The sequence below is a fragment of the Flavobacterium glycogeni genome, from assembly GCF_048286775.1.
Taxonomy (GTDB): Bacteria; Bacteroidota; Bacteroidia; order Flavobacteriales; family Flavobacteriaceae; genus Flavobacterium.
Genome location: NZ_JBLVPV010000006.1, coordinates 50137 through 67846, shown reverse-complemented (window position 1 = coordinate 67846; position 17710 = coordinate 50137). Strand labels below are relative to the sequence as shown.

Sequence of the window (17710 nt, the reverse complement as noted above, 5' to 3'; positions counted from 1 at the left end):
GTTAAAACGGTCTCCCGACCGCTACCAAATTAAAAACTACCTTAAAAAAAAGCGATCAAAGACCGAGAAACACAACCACAAAGTCAAAGACTTTGCGGAGCTGAAAATAATTTCAAAGTAGCTTCCATAGGCAACTAAACAAATCCTAAAATCTGATTTCACTTATACTTTCCTTTTCTTTTTCCCTAACTTTGAGAAAACTAAAAAAATCCTATTAATGAAACCAACCTCAATTCTCTGTTTATTGCTACTACTATTCATTTCCCATACCAATTACGCACAGACCACAGTCGATGACCCCGAAATAAAAAAAATGCTTGCCGAGGTAAAGTCGGAGAACATGGAAACTACGGTTCGTAAACTAGTGTCTTTTGGAACCCGACATACGTTGAGCGATACCAAAAGTAACACGCACGGCATTGGCGCGGCGCAACGCTGGGTAAAATCAGAATTTGATAAATATGCTTTGGCATCAGGCGGAAGACTGACTTCTGTTATTGATTTTTTTACCATCAAAGCCGATGGAAAACGTATTACAACCGACAGCCAATTAGGCAATGTTATGGCTACCTTAAAAGGAACTGATCCTACAGATGATCGTGTATTAATTATAAGCGGCCATTTAGATTCTCGTGCTTCGGATGTAATGGATGCTAAATCAGATGCGCCCGGTGCTAATGATGATGCTTCCGGAGTAGCTGCCATGATGGAACTTGCCAGAATAATGAGCCTGAGAGAATTCCCTTTTACACTGATTTTTGTGGCTGTAGTTGGTGAAGAGCAAGGATTGTACGGAGCCAAACATTTAGCTGATGTGGCCAAAGACGGAAAATGGAATGTTATTGCGATGATCAATAATGATATGATTGGAAACAGTTTGTCCAGTGGTACTTTATTGCGAGACAATACTAAAGTTCGCGTTTTCAGTGAAACAATTCCATTCTTAGAAACTGAAGCGGAGTCAAAAATGCGTAAATCGACCAATCGTGAGAATGACAGCCCATCCAGACAATTAGCCCGATACATCAAAACGGTTACCAATCAATATGTGGAACAACTGGACATTAATTTAGTGTATCGCAACGACCGTTTTTTACGTGGTGGCGACCATACGCCTTTCAGTCAAAATGGATTTACTGCCATTCGTTTTTGTGAAATGAATGAAAACTACAATCATCAGCATCAAAACGTGAGAAAAGAAAATAACATCCAATACGGTGATCTTGCTGAATTTATGGACTTTGAATACTTGAAGAAAGTAACGTGTTCTAACTTGGCTACGTTCAGTAATTTGGCTTGGTCTCCAAAAGCACCAACAAACGTAGGAATTGAAGTAAAGGACCTGACTAATTTTTCTACTTTAGTTTGGACAGCTCCTGAAGGAAAATCGGTTTACGGATATAACATTCTTATCAGAGAAACGGCATCACAACATTGGGAAAAAACAATATTCGTGAAAGATACTAAAGCTGAAATTCCGTATTCTAAAGATAATTTTTTCTTTGCTGTACAAGCTGTAGATGCATTAGGGCATTCCAGTTTACCGGTTTTCCCAGTACCAATTCGTTAAAGCATAAGAAGATTATAAACCATTAAGGCATTTAGAAAATTAATTTAGCTGCAATCTTTTTAAATTTATACAATGAGATTAAGAGACTAAGAGCCCATTGAATAAATTATAGAGATAAGTACTAAACAAAAAAGCGTTTGCCGAGGCAAACGCTTTTTTTATGGGTAACATTCTCAAATTAAGTATTAATTGTAAACACTTTCTTTTTTGAAATGAACAGCCAATAAATAATAGATCACTGCTCTATATTTATTTTTATTGGAACGGCCGTATATTTCCATAACAGCTTCTATTCCGGCATCTAAATGGGCTCCGTCAACTAGCTCTAATTTTTTGATTAGAAAGTTGTTTTTCACTGTATCCAATTCTGATTGTTGGGTTCCGGCAACCGTTGCAGAATCATCATTATAAATCGACGGACCACAACCAATAGTTACTTTTGTCAACAAATCCATGTCTGGATTTACACCACATTTGTCTTTCAAATCGGCGGCATACTTTACAATTAATTCGTCTCTTGCACTCATAAATAAAAGTTTAATATTTGATTCATAGATTTTTACACTCTCAAATTTAAACATTTAATCATGCCTTTTAACGGACACCCAAAAATAATTAGACCAATTCTTTAAAATACTGCAGTAAAATGCTGTTATTTTCCAAAGTGGGTGTGAAAATTTCCAAAATACTTGGTTTTTCATTTTGAGCATACAAAGCGTTCAAACTTGTTTCTAAACCCGTTTTATCGCTGGCAATACTATAGTCAAATCCATACATTTTTGCCAAATGTTCTGCTGTCAAACAATGAGAAGTTTCAAAGAATGTATTAAAAACGGGACTTTCTTCGTGTCCTGGTAAAATCCTAAAAATCCCTCCACCTCCATTGTTAATTAGAATAATCTTGAAATTTTTTGGAATGTAATTGTTCCATAACGCATTGCTGTCGTACAAAAATCCAACATCTCCCGTTATGAAAACGGTTTGTTTTTCATTGGCAACAGCCGCACCAATTGCGGTAGAAGTGCTTCCGTCGATTCCGCTGGTACCGCGATTGCAATACACTTCAATCGAAGGATGAACATCTATTAATTGTGCGTAACGGATTGCTGAACTATTGCTGATTTGCAATTGACTGTTCGTAGGCAAACACTGAATTACTTTTTCGAAAACTTTAAAATCCGAAAAAGGAATTTTAGAAAGATACAAATCACTTTTTAGCTTTCGCAATAATTTCACAGCGTCTAATTGCTGAAAATAATTGCTTCCTATTGAATTTGTAAGTGGCAAAAAAGTATCAAAAAATACATTTGGATTTACTTCAAAATGTTTGGTCAAAGCGCCAAAAGTGTCATACGCTCTCAAAGAATCAATATGCCAATGGTGTTTTGGTTTGTATTTTCTTAAAAAAGCCTTGATTCGTTTAGAAACGACCATTCCGCCAAAAGTGACTAAAATTTCTGGACGGAAATCCTCAAAATCGTCATTAGTAAAAGGCGTAATTATCGTATCTATATTTTTGATGAAAGTATCATGATGCAAGTTAGAGGTCGTTTCAGTCAAAACTACAACCGACTCGTCTTTCGCAAAAGCTTCAATTATTTTTTCGTTGATTGCATTGGGTTCATTTACGCCAACCAAAATCATTTTTTTGGTGGAACTGTTCCAAATTGTTGCAAATTCCGAAACATCTTCGTTGGAAATCGTCTGAATACCATTTGCGGAAGCGATAGTATTCACTGCAACGGAAAGTTCTGAAACGGTTTCGTACAAAGGCTCTTCAAAAGGCGCATTGATGTGAACGGGACCTTTTTGAGTGATTGCCGTATTGATGGCTTCGTTGATTTTTAAATCATTTTCGGTCGAAACCACTTCGTGCAAATTAGCATTGTATAACGAATGGTTTTCGAATACATTTTCCTGCCGAATCGTTTGTCCGTCGCCAATATCAATTTTGCTTTGCGGTCTGTCTGCCGAAATCACGATCAAAGGAATCTGGCTGTAAAATGCTTCCGCAAAAGCCGGATAATAATTCAATAAAGCGGAACCGGAAGTACACAGCAAAGCCACTGGCTGCTTCGTTTGTTGCGCCATTCCCAATGCAAAAAAAGCAGCCGCACGTTCATCGGCAATACTGTAACATTGAAAGGCTGGGTTGCTCACAAAACCTATTGTTAACGGTGCATTTCTAGAACCCGGAGAAATAATTATGGTGGTGATTCCTTTGTCCAAACAAATTTCAATAATGCTTTGTGCTAAAGGTATTTTGGGGTAAATCATTGTTTTAGTTTCAAAGGAACAAAGATACAAAGTTGCAAAGGTTTTTCTTTAATCTTAAATAGTTTTCTTAAATTTGAAGGAAAATAGATTCTATATGGAAATCAAGATAAGACCGGCTGTTTTTACCGATTTAGATACAATATTGGAAATCGTCAATCATCAAATACTTCACAGTACGTCTAATTATGACTATGAACCACATGATTTTGAAACCCAGAAATTATGGTTTGAAGACAAATTGGCAAAAAACTTACCTGTAATTGTGGCCGAATTTGAAAATGCCCCGATTGGATACGCAACCTATGGCTCCTTTAGGAAAAAAATAGGTTATCAATATACGGTAGAACATTCTGTTTATGTTGCTCAAGAATTTATAGGGAAAGGTGTTGGCAAATTATTATTGGCTGAACTTATCCAATTGGCAAAAGGGCAAGGATATCACGTGATGATTGGCGCTATTGATGCAGAGAATTCAGGAAGTATTACTTTTCATGAAAAATTTGGTTTCAAAGTGGTTGGCACCATTCGTGAAGTAGGTTACAAATTTGATCATTGGCTCGATTTGGTTTTTATGCAGTTGATTTTAGAGTAAATCAATTTGTACCACAATTTGGTTCATTTTCTACTATGTTTGACTTTAAAAACTTTATGACTTTAAGACCTGAGACTTTATAGTATATTTGCACAACTAAAAATTTCATGGACTATACCTTACTCTCATCGCCTTTACAGGGATTTACCGACTTTCGTTTTAGAAATGCCCAAAACAAAATTTTTGGAGGAATTGACACGTTTTACTCGCCCTATATCCGTTTGAACGGAAAAATGGTTATCAAACCGTCTTACGAACGCGACCTGCTGCCTGAAAATAATCTTGATTTAGAGGTAATTCCGCAAGTTATAACGAACGATGCCGATGAATTTTTATTTGTGGCGAAATATGTTCGAGAATTGGGTTATAAGGAATTAAACTGGAATTTAGGATGTCCTTATCCGATGGTTACCAAATCTGGTATGGGTTCCGGTTTGATCAGTAATCCCGAAAAAATCAATAACATCCTTCACAGAGCACACTCTGAATCGGATATTATTGTGTCTATGAAAATGCGTTTGGGTTATGAAAACAGTGAAGAAATTCTGGATGTTTTACCTATTTTAGATACCTATCCTATTAAGAATATTGCGATTCATGCGCGTATTGGAAAACAACTTTACAAAGGTGGCGTGAATCTGGATGCGTTTCAACAGTGCATCGATAACACGATACATAAACTGTATTACAATGGTGATATCACTTCGGTGGCTAAATTTCATGAAATGCAACAACGATTTCCAAGCATTGATCATTGGATGATTGGTAGAGGATTAATTTCGGATCCTTTTTTACCAAGCATGATAAAAAACAATACTTCAGAATATCCTGCAAACAAAATGGAACTATTCAGCGCGTTTCACGATACTTTGTATGCTATTTATAGTGAATCGCTTTCTGGATCAACACATATTTTATTGAAAATGTACCATTTATGGGAATACTTTTCGGCTACGTTTTCTAATCCGCATAAGGTTTTAAAAAAAATAAAAAAAGCACAAAGTATCCGAAATTACGAAGCAGCTGTTGCAGAAATCTTCAAAAATGAAAAATTTTAATTTATAACTGTTTCTAAAATAAAAAAGCGATTTTCAGTTTCCCGAAAATCGCTTTTTTATTTTATTATTTCTTGATTATTCTTTAATCCAATTTACAATTGAAGCATCAGTTGGTAACGTTTTTGGAGAAATCACTTTTTCTAATTCTCCTTTTTCGTTGATTAGGTATTTTTGAAAATTCCATTCCACAGTTGAATCTTGCAAACCGTTTTTAGATTTTTGAGTCAAAAACTGATAAATAGCAGCCATATCATCGCCTTTTACAGAAACTTTATCCATCATAGGAAACGTTACTCCGTAATTCAGCTGACAGAAAGTAGCGATTTCTTCATTCGTTCCTGGTTCTTGTGAAGCAAAATTATTAGCTGGAAATCCAACAATCACCAATCCTTTGGCTGCATATTCTTTGTACAGTGCTTCAAGATCTTTGTATTGTGGCGTCAATCCACATTTTGAAGCAGTATTCACAATCATTATTTTTTTCCCTTTCAAAGAAGCAAAATCAAAAGTGTTTCCTGATAAGTCTTCTACTTTGAACTGATAAATATTCTGCTTCGTTTGAGCTTCACTTTGAATACTAAAAAGGAATATGGCACAACTGGCTAATACTATTTTTTTCATGTTTATTTTTTTATAAAATTAAGTAATAAATTGTCTTCTGGAAATTTATTTTGGTTAAACACACGTTAAAAAACAAAGAAGCCTGACATTATGAAAATGCCAGACTTCCAAACAAATAAACAACAAATCTTCAATGCGTATTAAAAAGTATAGGTAATTTTGCCTTTCATAAAAAAAGGTGTTCCTGGAGTAAAATGAATTTCCTCTACACTTTCAGGCTCATTTTGCAATTTGGATTCTGTTGCAAACTGTGTTTCATTCCATTCGGTATCAAAAATATTCTCGACTGCTATTCCGAAATTGATGTTCTTATATTGGTAATTAACATTTAAATCCGAAATAAAATAGCCTTTGGCAACAATGGAATTATCTTCATTTGCCGGACGATTTTTTAAATAACGATATCGGATTCCTCCTGAGAAACCATTCCCTTTTTGGAAACTTAAACCTCCAGTAGTGGTAAAATCAGGTGCTAACGGAATGTAATCCTGCCCTTTTGGTTCATCAATACTTCTGGCATAGGTATAATTTGCATCCGCATCAAAATACAACCAGTCATTCAGTTGGTAACGCAATCCAAGCTCTGCTCCCATACGTTTTGATTTTCCGCTTGGCTCAATGATTCCGGCATCTCCCACGTAAACAAATTCTTGCTCCAAAAATAAATACCATAAAGCTGAATTCACAATTAATTTTGGAAATGGTTTCCAAATAGTACCAACATCGGTTCCGATAGCGGTTGGTAAAATTTGTTTTCTACTGTTTTGAACCACCACTCGGGCATCATTCGAATGAAAACCCATTCCTGATTTTATAAAAAACTGCAAATTGTTATTCTGCGAATAAATGAAATTCAGTTTTGGAGAAAACTTAACTTTGGATTCCGATTGTGTTTTGTAATTCTCAGTCAACTTATCTTGATAATTGAATTTGAAATAATCCAATCGAATGGCCGGATTAATCATCAGTTTTCCAAAATTGAATTCTGAATTCAAATATGAGAATAAATTAGACTCATCAATATCTCCTAATTTTATATTTTCTAAAACCGTTCTTCTGTTCAAAGTATGAGAAAGCTCGGTATCTTTTGTGGCATCAGCACGAAAACCTCCACCAAATTGCAACAAAACATCGGTATTATTTATTTTCATTTTCTTGTTCAATTCAGCATTTATTCCGTAAACATCTCGGTTTTCTTTCTGTTTAATCTGGTCTCCGTTTATTGGATCATCCAGAAAGAACGTAAAATTAGAATACAATTCAAATTGATAATTCGAATAAAAAGCATTCGCTTTTAAAAATGTATTTTCATCAATTGGTTTGCTCAAACTCGCATTAAAGTTCGTTCGGGACGTATTTCCTCCTTCGGTATCATCAACAGAACCAAATCTTGAAATCGTTCCATTGTCAATCAGTCTTTGCGGAATTTGACCCGAAGCATCCCATTTGCTGGAAAAGCGAGAAGCCAAGATTGAAAACTTACTGTTATCATTCAAAATAGCCGAATATTTACCTAACAGATTGATTCGATTAAAATTTTGGGGGGAATCAAAAGGACCATCTGTTAGAATATATTCTGTGGCAATATAGGCGCTTTGTGTTTTTTGGTTGCCCAAAAGATTAAACAATCCTACCGTTCTCATCGTATTGAATTGTCCTATTTCGAGACCAATACTACTTTTTTCTATTTTATCTTTAGTTTGAAAAGCAACATATCCTGCCGTTGCAAAATCCCCTTTGTTGGCATAATACGTTCCTTTTCCAAAATCTATTTTTTCCACCGTTTCCGGAATTACAAAATGCAAATCGGCATACCCCTGACCATGCGCATGAGAAACCATATTTACTGGCATTCCGTCTACTGAAATGGCAATATCTGTTCCGTGATCAATATCAAAACCTCTCAAGAATATTTGCTCCGCTTTTCCGCCACCGGCATGTTGTCCGATGAATAATCCCGGTACTTTTCGTAGAATTTCCTGCGAAGAATTCACTGGAGTCGTTTGTAAATCTATCTTCAAAATTACATTCATAGCCGAAAGTTTCGGTTGGATTACGATCTCATTTAATCTAAAAATATCATCTTCCATGATAATTGTATCATCCGAAGTAACAATGGTGAAATTTGACTTTTTATATCCTAGCGCCGTAATTTTAATAACATCTCCCAAAACCGTTTTATCCAAACTAAACAATCCGAATTCATTCGTATGGGCATGACTTTCAGAATTTACATTCACTAAATAGGCGTTTTCAACAGGATTTCCATCACTATCCAACACTTTTCCTTTTTGGATTTGGCCATAGGAAGACAACCCAAAAAGGGTAATCATCACTAGAATAATATTTTTCATACGCTACAATTGGTTTACCTTTTTGTCAAAATTGGGTCCCAATTCATACAAACTAGACAGTAATTCTTCCTTAATAGGTTTCGTTTTGAGCGCTAAATTATTCGATTTGTAAATCATTGCCAAGTGGTATTGTACCTTCGGTTCAAAGGATTTTCCAACCACATGATTCTGAACAATTTCTAATGCTTTTTTATTTTCACCTACATTTAGGTACGCCCAAGCCAATAAATCATAGGAATCAGCAGTAGGTCTGTGCTCTACTTCAATTTTGGCAATTTCTAATGCTTTTGAAGCCGTTTTTTTGTCGTCGGCATAAATCAAAGCATTGTATTTGTTGTACATCGCGCCATAATTATTATTTTTCATCATAGAAAAATAAGCGTTTCTGTTTTTTATTTCCTCCCTTTTATTTCCTTCAAATTGAGCAATTTGAGATTTCAATAAATAAAAATCAGGCGTATTATGCGTTATGGCTATAGCGTCAATAATTCTATTTGCCTCCTTTGTATTTTTTTCTTTAGAGAAAACAATCCAAGCAATTCCTTTTAAAGCATAGGAATAATTAGGGTCTAATGCTACTGTTTTTAGAAAACTGTCATACGATTCCTGAATTCTTCCGGCATGACCATAAAAATCTCCTAGATTAGAGTAAGACCAAATTTTAAGTGCTTTATTGTCTTCTTTTTCAGCAATATCTCTGGCTTTTTCCATGAAAACTATAGCAGTAGTCAAGTCGCCTTTGTAATCATTCCATTTTGCCAAGCGAATCAAATAATCAAAACTATTCATGTCTCTTATCGCATTCAAATTTTTAACCGCTTCAGGATAATTTCCCAATTCCATTTGAACGTCGAAAAGTAATTTTTGAGTTTCTTTTTTTCCTTCGCCTATTGCTAATGCTTTATTAGCTAACACTAATGCTTCTTTGAAACGGTGTTGTGAAATATAATTTCTTGCCAAAGATCGAACAGTAGAAACTCTGCAATAATCATAAGCTTCGTTTGATTTTGTCAATAATTCTTCTGTTTTATATAGGTTTTTAATATCGCCTGTATATTCGAAAAGCATGTTATAATTTGATGCTAATTGACTTAAATAACTAATTTGATTTGGAGCAGCATCGAATTTTTTCTGCCAAAAGTCAATTTCTTTATGGGCAAAAGTCACTGATTTATTGTCTTTTAAAGTCAAATATTTATTGTAGTCTTCCGTATTTGTAATTTGTTCTGATTTAGTCTCGCAACCGAATAGGAATAGGGTTGTGAAAACTAAAAATGATATTGTTTTTAAAGTTTTCATACTCTAATTGTTTTGTTTGTTTGTTTGTTTGTTTTGTAAAAAAACAGAGCGAAGATTATTACCTACACTCTGTCTTTTTTTATAAAAATACTACCAAGCTGAAGCTAAGTAAGGGAAAGTTGTTCCAAATGCTTTATCATTTGCATTCACATTATCCTTTGTAAGAGTAGGATTTGAAGTACCCGCTGATCCTCCAAAAATCAATAATAATTCCACATCTATTACATCGTCAGCCAAAGCTCTACCTGTCAAGATATTAGTTCCGTCAAAGAATGTTGTTTTTTTAGTTTTATCAACATTTAATACATCTGTAGCCAAAAGACCCGTAAACTGAACAGCAGTTTGTCCTAAGGCATTTGTTGTAAAAGCTGGGTTTAGAGCCAATAACCTAGATTGAAAAATAGATTGGTATTTAGCTCCCATTGCCGAAGGAATTGCAGCATTGAACTCATCTTTTGGTGCTCCTGCAGCGATGAATACAGTGTTGATTGCCGGTCTTGCCATTTGATCTTGCTGAACATAAGTTCCTGTAAAATCAAGGCTTACCCCAGAACCACCGTATGAATCGTCATTATCACAATTTACTGAAACAACTGCAGCTACTAGTGCGATTGTTATAATTTTGAATTTATTTATTTTACTCATGATGTTTATATTTAAGTTTTTTTGGAATTGCTTCGCCTGTTCGCAAAAGGTCGAGTCGTGAATCTCGATTTCATGTTTTTACTTTTTTAAATAAAATTAATTATTGTTTTTTCTTAGTTTCAGCCCAAACATTTACGGTACTTGACGAACCTAACATTGCTTTTGGAACTTCTACTACTATTGCCATTACATTCGTTCCTGCAAAAGTGTCTGTACCGGGATTATTAAATCCTGAAGCTGTTCCGCCAAGAATTGCTTTAAATTGACCTAAATCAAAGAAGAAAGGATCGTCTCTTGGTCCTGCGAAAAATTTCATTCCGTTTTGTTCAGCAGTTAAAGCAGTAGCACCATAAGAAGATATTGCAACACTTCCTGAAGCAGCAGCAGTTTTAACCGTACTTGATGTTCCTGTAGTTCCTGGAGCAACCGGTCCAAAGAAATACATCTTGTCACCTCTCTTGATTGCTTGAATCACTAAGTCTTCAACATTGTCGCCTGTGTTATCAATATTGATTTCGACCATCACATTTTCTTTAAATGTAGCAGCACCTGTAGCATTAGGACTTAACAATCCTTGTGTATTTACAGCAAATACTAAATTGTTAGTGTTTTGTCCTTGAAAAGCGTACACATCAGTAATATCACCTGCGTCGCCAGACATTGTTGCCGGAGCATCGATGTGATCCGCAGCTACTAATATTAAGCCCGAAATCGCCACTAGCGATAGACCTAAAATCATTTTTGTTTTTTTCATTTTGTTATAAGTTAAAAGGTTATAAAAGCATTTACGGGATTGTATTTGTTTTGGTTTTAAAAATCATAATAAAAAATTAATTTATTTTTCAAATTACTGATAATCAATATTTTAAACGTTTAAAAAAACCACAACTATTTTACTTTTAATTGTTTTTTTATGTTGACAATCATAAAATCAATCATTTGTAAATAAGAATGTATAAGTTTGTAATAGTAAAATATAAGTATATGAGTCAAGAAGAGTTATTAGTATTAATTTATAAGAAAGACGAAAGGGCATTTACACATCTATATGATATGTATTCCAAAAGTTTATTTTCGGTTATTAATGTTCTTGTAAAAAATAGAGAAGAAGCAGAAGACGTGCTTCAGGATGTATTTGTAAAAATCTGGAAAAACATAGATTCCTACCATGAAAGTAAAGGAAGATTCTATACTTGGATTCTGAACATTGCCAGAAATACTTCTATTGATAAGCTGCGTTCTAAAAACTTTAACAACAGTCAAAAAAACCTTTCCTCCGATAATTTCGTAAATTATTTTGAAGACAGTTCTAAACTTGCCGACAAAATGGATACTATCGGATTGCAAGAGTTTGTAAAAAGACTAAAACCGAAATGTATTCAAATAATCGATTTACTGTTTTTTAAAGGTTACACCCAACAGGAAGCTTCGGATGAATTGGAGATTCCTTTGGGAACGGTAAAAACACAAAATAGAAATTGTATTAATGACTTAAGAAATTATTTGAAAGTATAATGGAAACAAAAGAATATATAGAATCAGGCATCCTAGAACTCTATGTTTACGGTTTACTCAGTGAACCTGAAAATGAAGCGGTAAACATCATGGCAAAAAACAATTCGGAAATTAACGACGAAATTATAGCTATTGAAAAAGCGATTGTTGCTTTATCTTCCAGCTTTTCGCCGTTTCATTCTGTGGCTAATTTCGAAAAAATAAAAGAAAAACTAGAACTTAAACATGCAGCGGTAATTGAATTAGAGTCCTCTAAAAATTGGTCTCAATACATTGGTTGGGCAGCTGCAATACTATTATTAGTCGGAATTGGATACCAATACAATCAATTGGATCAAACCAATACACAAGTAGTCAATACTGAAATTGAGAAAGCCAAATTAGAAAAAGAATTTAACGCCTTAAAATTAAAAAACACAACAAACGAAACCAATTTAGCGGTTGTAAGAGATACTAAAAACACTGTTGTTGCTCTAGGAGGGCAAGCAGTTGCTCCAGAATCTTTTGCAAAAGTGTACTGGAATCAAGAAACTAAAGTAGTTTATATTGATGCTGCCGGTTTGCCGGAACCACCTAAAGGAATGGTATATCAGGTTTGGGCATTGAAATTAAGTCCGTTGACTCCAACAAGCATTGGATTATTGGAAAACTTTGAAGGGAATGAACAAAAATTATTTGCAGTCAATAATGCTAATGAAGCAGAAGCTTTTGGAATTACATTAGAACCTGCCGGTGGAAGTTTGACTCCTACAATGGAACAATTATATACGTTAGGAAAAGTGTAAATACTATCCGGTTGGGTGTAATTGATTTTTGCCAGATAGAAACATAGAAATTATAGTATTTAAAAAGAGTTTGATAGATGTTTTACTTTTCACATAGTAAAACTATGCGAAAAATAGTACTATTTCTATTATTTCTTTAATTATAAGTTTTATTTCTATGTTTCTATGTGGTAAAAAGAAATGTTTTTTGGAATTACACCCAACGGGTTAAATAATATCTTTTTCTATCCTACTAAAAAAGGTTCAACTTTGCAGTTGAACCTTTTTTTTATGAAAATAACCAATTTTATTTCTTGTAATACTTCTTGTATTTTGGATACGAAACAGCTCCAAATAAAGCTATTGCTCCTAATGAATACCAAATCCAGTTTAAGGAATGGGCTTCTCCGCTTGCGTAGGAATGCAATCCTACCAAGTGAAAATTCACACCATAATACGTAAACAAAATAGATATAAAAGCAAACATACTCATCAAATTAAAAATCCATTTTCCACGTAAAGAAGGTACAAATCGAGCATGAATTACAAAAGCATACACCATAATACTAATTAAAGCCCAAGTCTCTTTTGGATCCCAACCCCAATAACGCCCCCAACTTTCATTGGCCCATTGTCCACCAAGGAAATTTCCAATAGTAAGCATAATCAAACCTACTGTCAATGCCATTTCATTGATATACGTGATTTCCTTAATATTCAAATCCATTTTGGTTTTGTTTTTTTCATTGGTAAACAAAATCAGTAACAGCGAAACAGCTCCCAAAATCATTCCTAATGCAAAAGGCCCATAACTCGCCACAATTACCGCAACGTGAATCATCAACCAATAGGAGTTCAGAACGGGTTGCAAATTCGCAATTTCCGGATCAATCCAGTTTTGATAAGCAGCCCAAAGAATCATTGCGGTTACAAAGGCTGATGAAGCAACAGTCAATTTTGATTTTATATCAAATGCTAAACCAAAAAACATGGTTGCCCAAGCTATATATATAATCGATTCATACGCATTACTCCAAGGTGCGTGACCGGAAATATACCAACGGGCAATTAAGCCCGCAGTATGCAATACAAATAATAATCCTATAATAATATGCATTGTATTTACTGCTATAGCTAATACTTTACGCTCTTTGAAGATTTGCAAAATCGTAAAAAACAACATCAAAATCGCCGCTAAAATATACCAATAAGGAAGTTTCATGAAAACATCATATGTATTATACAATATTTCGGTCGTGATTTTTTCTTCGCTTGGTCTCACTTTGCTGCCAAATCTTTTTTGGAAACCATTCATGCTTTCCAGTAATTCATCGGCTGTTTTGTAATCATTGGAAACGGAAGCATTAGCCAAAGAACCAAAATACAATGGCAATACATTTTTAGTATAGGTAGCTTCCATTCCTTTCAAGCCTGATTCATTCAATTCTAAATAAGAAATCCACTTATTATTTTTATCCTCCGGAATTGGGAAAATTTTCAATATTCGTCCGCTTAGCGCAGATTCCATCAGATTTACTTTTTTGTCAGTTTCGATAAAACCTTTTTCAAAACTATTCGGATTCGCTGATTTGAATGATTCTTCTAAATACTTTGAAAGCTTGTAATTCCCTTTTTCATCAAAAAAAGCGACAAAAGGAGCGTATTTTGCTTTTTTATCGATACCAATAATTTTTCGGATACTATCGTTTTCCGGTTTGATATAGATTATTGGAATTTCAATCCAATAACTTGCGTATTGTGTCATGGACAAAAATACCTGATCAGAATTCATTCCGTTATAAGAATCATCATGACTTACTTTTCGCAACAATTCAGAAGAAAACGTATTGATAGGTTTCATTCTTCCACCAGCATCCTGAATAACTAATCTTCCAAATTTTGCAGCATGCACTTCCGGAACTTTATATTTAGTAATCAAAGTATTTAGTTCGTCTTGACTCAATACTTTTTTAGTGTGATTTGCATGTGTTGCAGGCGCTGCTTCGGCTTCAGTATGAGCATGTCCTTCATGATCTGCATGATTGTGTTCTTGCTCTTGGGCGTAACTATTGAAACTGAACAACAAAATCAAAATCGTCAAGAGCTTCGCTTTCTTCATTTTTACAACTTCCAATTTTCTTTTTACATCCGCAAAACGGGAATATTTAGTAAACATAATCGCTATCATTGCAAAATACAGCATAAAATAGCCAATATAGGTAATTCCGGTTCCCCAGAAATCGTGGTTTACAGATAATATAGTTCCCTTTTCATCAGGATCGAAACCCGATTGAAAAAAGCGATATCCATCATAATCCAACACATTATTCATATATATTCTGGCATCAAAAGGTTCTTTGTCTTGAACAGTAACTTTACTCTCAAATGAAGAATAACTTTTCTCTGTTCCCGGATATTTCTGCGCAATAAAATCATTCAATTTTATCTTGAAAGGCAATACATACGCTTTACTTCCGTAGAAAAAAGTATAATCGATTTTGCCTATTTTCACTGTTTTAGAATCGCCTAATTTACCTTTGGAACCTAGAACAGTAACCGTTTTTTCTTGGCCGTCGGCAGTGATTTTTATCGATAATGCATCTTCATGGTTCTTTGCTTTAAAATCATTCTGAGATTCATAATCAATACCACCTTTTACCGCAGGGTCAGGAAATACAAATCGCATTTCGCCAATGGTATATAACGAACGCATCATCAATGGCTGACTGTTATCTTTGATTACTTTCCCTTGAAATTTATCTGCCATTCGCATAAATGCTCCTTCAAAAGGCGTTTGAATGGTGTAACTACTTCCTGTTGTATTGATGTTTATGGCTCCGTCAGTATATTTATTTAAAGCAAATAATACATTATGAATATTTTGAACTTCACCGTCTTTCAAAAAGTGTTCTTCTCGTCCACCGTCTCCGGCTTCCACTAATTTCAAATACACAGTTCCTTTAGGATCGGGTTTAATGAATTCTTTAGCTCCCATGATAAAATTTTCATAGTTTACTTCAAATGGTGTATCCGCAAACTTACCTGAAATACTGAAATCATTGTTGGTAGCTGGAGAAAGCAATACTTTTTTTTCAAAAACCCTGCGTTTCATTTCTCCTTTATATTCACCATCTGCAAAAACAGTCAGGAACGTTTTATCTGAAAAAACTTGATTTTCAGTAGCGCCTTCGCGAATGGGCATCATCCCTTCATAACTGATGTAACGTGTTACAAAAGCACCAGCAATAATGATGATAAAAGATAAATGGAGTAATAAAGTAGCCCATTTTTCTTTTTTTAATAACTGATAACGCTTGATGTTTCCAATGAAATTAATCATGAAAAACACATGTATGGCCTCAAACCACCAGGCATTATAAATTAAAATTTTTGCTGTGTCGGTATTGTACTTGCTTTCGATAAAAGTTCCGGTAGCCATTGCAACGGCATAAGAAATAAATAAAAGGGCCATTAATCGAGTAGAAAACAAAAAAGAAAATATTTTTTTATCCATTTTTATGGGATTATGTTTTGTAAAAGTGCCACAAAAGTACTTAAAATTGTTGACTTCTATATCCGCGCATTTGTTAATTTAATCCAAAATTAAGTGACTTTGTTTTCTGGGATAAAAGTATATTTTAATTAGAGTTACAGTTTGTTACCCAATCGAAAATTGAATAAAACTCTTAATATTTTTTTGCTAATTTTGTCACATGACTAAAGTTATTATTATTGGTTCCGGAAATGTAGCGCAACATCTGATTGCGGCATTTCAAAATTCTCAAAATCTGGGAGCAGAAATCGAATTGGTTCAAGTTTTTTCAAGACAAACAGCAAGCGTCTCTCACCTACTCGATTTAAGTCATATTACAAATGATTTGGATGCTTTAGTTGAAGCTGACTTGTATATTATTGCCGTTTCCGATGATGCTATTGCTGCCATTTCCTCGAAGCTTCCTTTCAAAAATCGCTTGGTGGTCCATACCTCCGGCAGTGTTCCTTTGAATGCTTTGGATGACAATAATCGAAAAGGAGTTTTCTATCCTTTACAGACTTTTACCAAAAACAAGGCGGTTGATTTCAGAACAATTCCAATCTGTTTAGAAAGCGAAAATGCAACGGATTATCAATTATTGGATAAAGTGGCCAAATCAATTTCTGATAAAATATTCGCTATCAACTCCGAACAGAGAAAAGCATTGCATGTTGCAGCGGTTTTTGTCAATAATTTCACCAATCATTTGTACCAAATAGGTCAGGAAATTTGTCAGGAGCATCAGGTTCCTTTTGAAATTTTAAATCCTTTAATTACAGAAACAGCTCAAAAAATAATGTTACTTTCGCCGTCAGAAGCTCAAACCGGGCCGGCTAAACGCAATGACACTGCAACTATCGAAGCACATGAGGCATTTTTATCCAATGAAAATCACCTTAAAATTTATAAAACACTAACACAATCAATACAAGAGAATGGCAAAAAGTTATAAAGAAATAATGAATGATATTACTACGTTTATATTTGACGTAGACGGCGTACTTACTGACAGTTCCGTTTTTGTAACCAATGAAGGAGAAATTCTTCGCACCATGAATATTCGTGATGGTTACGCCATGAAAGCTGCGGTAGAAAGCGGTTATAATGTTTGTATTATTTCGGGAGGAAGCAACGAAGGTGTTCGCGTTAGATTACGAAATCTGGGCATTACAGATATCCATTTGGGCACACCAAACAAAGTAGAAACATTTGATGAATATACTGATGTTTACCAAATAAATCCAGAGCATGTTTTGTACATGGGTGATGATATTCCAGATTATCACGTGATGAAATTAGTGGGATTACCGGCTTGTCCACAGGATGCAAGCCCTGAAATTAAAGCTATTTCCAGATATATTTCACATAAAAACGGAGGAAAAGGAGCTGCACGAGATGTTATTGAACAAGTGATGAAAGCACAAGGAAAATGGATGGCTCATTTTGATGGGAAACACGATTAGTTATTATTTTTTAAATG

General features: G+C 34.5%; 15 protein-coding genes. 7 read left to right on the top strand and 8 right to left on the bottom strand.

Annotation, left to right across the window (positions count from 1 at the left end; genetic code table 11):
* Positions 1-217: 217 nt before the first annotated feature.
* Entirely contained in the window at positions 218-1570 is a 1353-nt protein-coding gene (locus ACNQGX_RS06680) for a M28 family metallopeptidase (protein ID WP_417975153.1), read from the top strand.
* A gap of 185 nt (positions 1571-1755) precedes the next feature.
* On the opposite strand, the gene ACNQGX_RS06675 is transcribed toward ACNQGX_RS06680, so the two are convergent.
* Positions 1756-2097, bottom strand: coding sequence for a DUF2853 family protein (locus ACNQGX_RS06675; RefSeq protein WP_417975152.1), 342 nt, complete (start codon positions 2095-2097; stop codon positions 1756-1758).
* Positions 2098-2185: 88 nt separating this feature from the next.
* Complete coding sequence (gene menD, locus ACNQGX_RS06670) at positions 2186-3847, bottom strand: 2-succinyl-5-enolpyruvyl-6-hydroxy-3-cyclohexene-1-carboxylic-acid synthase (RefSeq protein ID WP_417975151.1); 1662 nt, start codon at positions 3845-3847, stop codon at positions 2186-2188.
* A 94-nt stretch (positions 3848-3941) separates the two neighbouring features.
* Here menD and ACNQGX_RS06665 point away from each other — a divergent pair, with 94 nt between their 5' ends.
* Positions 3942-4439 carry a GNAT family N-acetyltransferase gene (locus ACNQGX_RS06665; RefSeq protein ID WP_417975150.1) on the top strand — a complete coding sequence of 166 codons (498 nt, stop codon included), beginning with the start codon at positions 3942-3944 and terminating at the stop codon, positions 4437-4439.
* Positions 4440-4546: 107 nt separating this feature from the next.
* The gene (locus tag ACNQGX_RS06660) at positions 4547-5497 is read left to right on the top strand and encodes a tRNA dihydrouridine synthase (RefSeq protein WP_417975149.1); all 951 of its coding nucleotides are present in this window, start codon (positions 4547-4549) and stop codon (positions 5495-5497) included.
* A gap of 75 nt (positions 5498-5572) precedes the next feature.
* Here ACNQGX_RS06660 and ACNQGX_RS06655 read toward each other — a convergent pair whose 3' ends face one another.
* The 5 genes from ACNQGX_RS06655 to ACNQGX_RS06635 form a co-directional block, all read right to left on the bottom strand.
* Positions 5573-6118, bottom strand: coding sequence for a glutathione peroxidase (locus ACNQGX_RS06655; RefSeq protein ID WP_417975148.1), 546 nt, complete (start codon positions 6116-6118; stop codon positions 5573-5575).
* Positions 6119-6258: 140 nt separating this feature from the next.
* Positions 6259-8472 (bottom strand): TonB-dependent receptor, encoded by a 2214-nt coding sequence (locus tag ACNQGX_RS06650; protein ID WP_417975147.1) that lies wholly within the window; start codon positions 8470-8472, stop codon positions 6259-6261.
* A 3-nt stretch (positions 8473-8475) separates the two neighbouring features.
* Positions 8476-9771, bottom strand: a complete 1296-nt coding sequence (locus ACNQGX_RS06645) for a tetratricopeptide repeat protein (protein WP_417975146.1) — start codon at positions 9769-9771, stop codon at positions 8476-8478.
* Between the two features lie 90 nt (positions 9772-9861).
* Positions 9862-10416, bottom strand: a complete 555-nt coding sequence (locus tag ACNQGX_RS06640) for a DUF4331 family protein (protein WP_417975145.1) — start codon at positions 10414-10416, stop codon at positions 9862-9864.
* Positions 10417-10516: 100 nt separating this feature from the next.
* The gene (locus ACNQGX_RS06635) at positions 10517-11170 is read right to left on the bottom strand and encodes a DUF4331 family protein (protein ID WP_417975144.1); all 654 of its coding nucleotides are present in this window, start codon (positions 11168-11170) and stop codon (positions 10517-10519) included.
* Between the two features lie 230 nt (positions 11171-11400).
* On the opposite strand from ACNQGX_RS06635, the gene ACNQGX_RS06630 reads away from it, so the two are divergent.
* Positions 11401-11931, top strand: a complete 531-nt coding sequence (locus tag ACNQGX_RS06630) for an RNA polymerase sigma factor (protein WP_417975143.1) — start codon at positions 11401-11403, stop codon at positions 11929-11931.
* Positions 11931-12716, top strand: a complete 786-nt coding sequence (locus ACNQGX_RS06625; RefSeq protein WP_417975142.1) for an anti-sigma factor — start codon at positions 11931-11933, stop codon at positions 12714-12716. The genes ACNQGX_RS06630 and ACNQGX_RS06625 overlap by 1 nt, the downstream gene beginning before the upstream one ends.
* Before the next feature lie 286 nt (positions 12717-13002).
* Here ACNQGX_RS06625 and ACNQGX_RS06620 read toward each other — a convergent pair whose 3' ends face one another.
* Positions 13003-16209, bottom strand: a complete 3207-nt coding sequence (locus ACNQGX_RS06620) for a cytochrome c biogenesis protein CcsA (protein WP_417975141.1) — start codon at positions 16207-16209, stop codon at positions 13003-13005.
* Positions 16210-16408: 199 nt separating this feature from the next.
* Here ACNQGX_RS06620 and ACNQGX_RS06615 point away from each other — a divergent pair, with 199 nt between their 5' ends.
* Together ACNQGX_RS06615 and ACNQGX_RS06610 are read left to right on the top strand one after the other, a co-directional pair.
* Complete coding sequence (locus ACNQGX_RS06615) at positions 16409-17182, top strand: Rossmann-like and DUF2520 domain-containing protein (RefSeq protein ID WP_417975140.1); 774 nt, start codon at positions 16409-16411, stop codon at positions 17180-17182.
* Positions 17166-17693 (top strand): KdsC family phosphatase, encoded by a 528-nt coding sequence (locus ACNQGX_RS06610; RefSeq protein WP_291247944.1) that lies wholly within the window; start codon positions 17166-17168, stop codon positions 17691-17693. The genes ACNQGX_RS06615 and ACNQGX_RS06610 overlap by 17 nt, the downstream gene beginning before the upstream one ends.
* Positions 17694-17710: the final 17 nt, after the last annotated feature.

Excerpts from the sequence above, each read along its gene's own strand:
- ACNQGX_RS06660 (WP_417975149.1), top strand. The coding sequence starts at position 4,547 with ATGGACTATACCTTACTCTCATCGCCTTTACAGGGATTTACCGACTTT.
- ACNQGX_RS06675 (WP_417975152.1), bottom strand. The coding sequence starts at position 2,097 with ATGAGTGCAAGAGACGAATTAATTGTAAAGTATGCCGCCGATTTGAAA.
- menD (WP_417975151.1), bottom strand. The coding sequence starts at position 3,847 with ATGATTTACCCCAAAATACCTTTAGCACAAAGCATTATTGAAATTTGT.
- ACNQGX_RS06635 (WP_417975144.1), bottom strand. The coding sequence starts at position 11,170 with ATGAAAAAAACAAAAATGATTTTAGGTCTATCGCTAGTGGCGATTTCG.
- ACNQGX_RS06640 (WP_417975145.1), bottom strand. The coding sequence starts at position 10,416 with ATGAGTAAAATAAATAAATTCAAAATTATAACAATCGCACTAGTAGCT.
- ACNQGX_RS06680 (WP_417975153.1), top strand. The coding sequence starts at position 218 with ATGAAACCAACCTCAATTCTCTGTTTATTGCTACTACTATTCATTTCC.
- ACNQGX_RS06615 (WP_417975140.1), top strand. The coding sequence starts at position 16,409 with ATGACTAAAGTTATTATTATTGGTTCCGGAAATGTAGCGCAACATCTG.
- ACNQGX_RS06655 (WP_417975148.1), bottom strand. The coding sequence starts at position 6,118 with ATGAAAAAAATAGTATTAGCCAGTTGTGCCATATTCCTTTTTAGTATT.
- ACNQGX_RS06630 (WP_417975143.1), top strand. The coding sequence starts at position 11,401 with ATGAGTCAAGAAGAGTTATTAGTATTAATTTATAAGAAAGACGAAAGG.
- ACNQGX_RS06645 (WP_417975146.1), bottom strand. The coding sequence starts at position 9,771 with ATGAAAACTTTAAAAACAATATCATTTTTAGTTTTCACAACCCTATTC.
- ACNQGX_RS06650 (WP_417975147.1), bottom strand. The coding sequence starts at position 8,472 with ATGAAAAATATTATTCTAGTGATGATTACCCTTTTTGGGTTGTCTTCC.
- ACNQGX_RS06610 (WP_291247944.1), top strand. The coding sequence starts at position 17,166 with ATGGCAAAAAGTTATAAAGAAATAATGAATGATATTACTACGTTTATA.
- ACNQGX_RS06620 (WP_417975141.1), bottom strand. The coding sequence starts at position 16,209 with ATGGATAAAAAAATATTTTCTTTTTTGTTTTCTACTCGATTAATGGCC.
- ACNQGX_RS06665 (WP_417975150.1), top strand. The coding sequence starts at position 3,942 with ATGGAAATCAAGATAAGACCGGCTGTTTTTACCGATTTAGATACAATA.
- ACNQGX_RS06625 (WP_417975142.1), top strand. The coding sequence starts at position 11,931 with ATGGAAACAAAAGAATATATAGAATCAGGCATCCTAGAACTCTATGTT.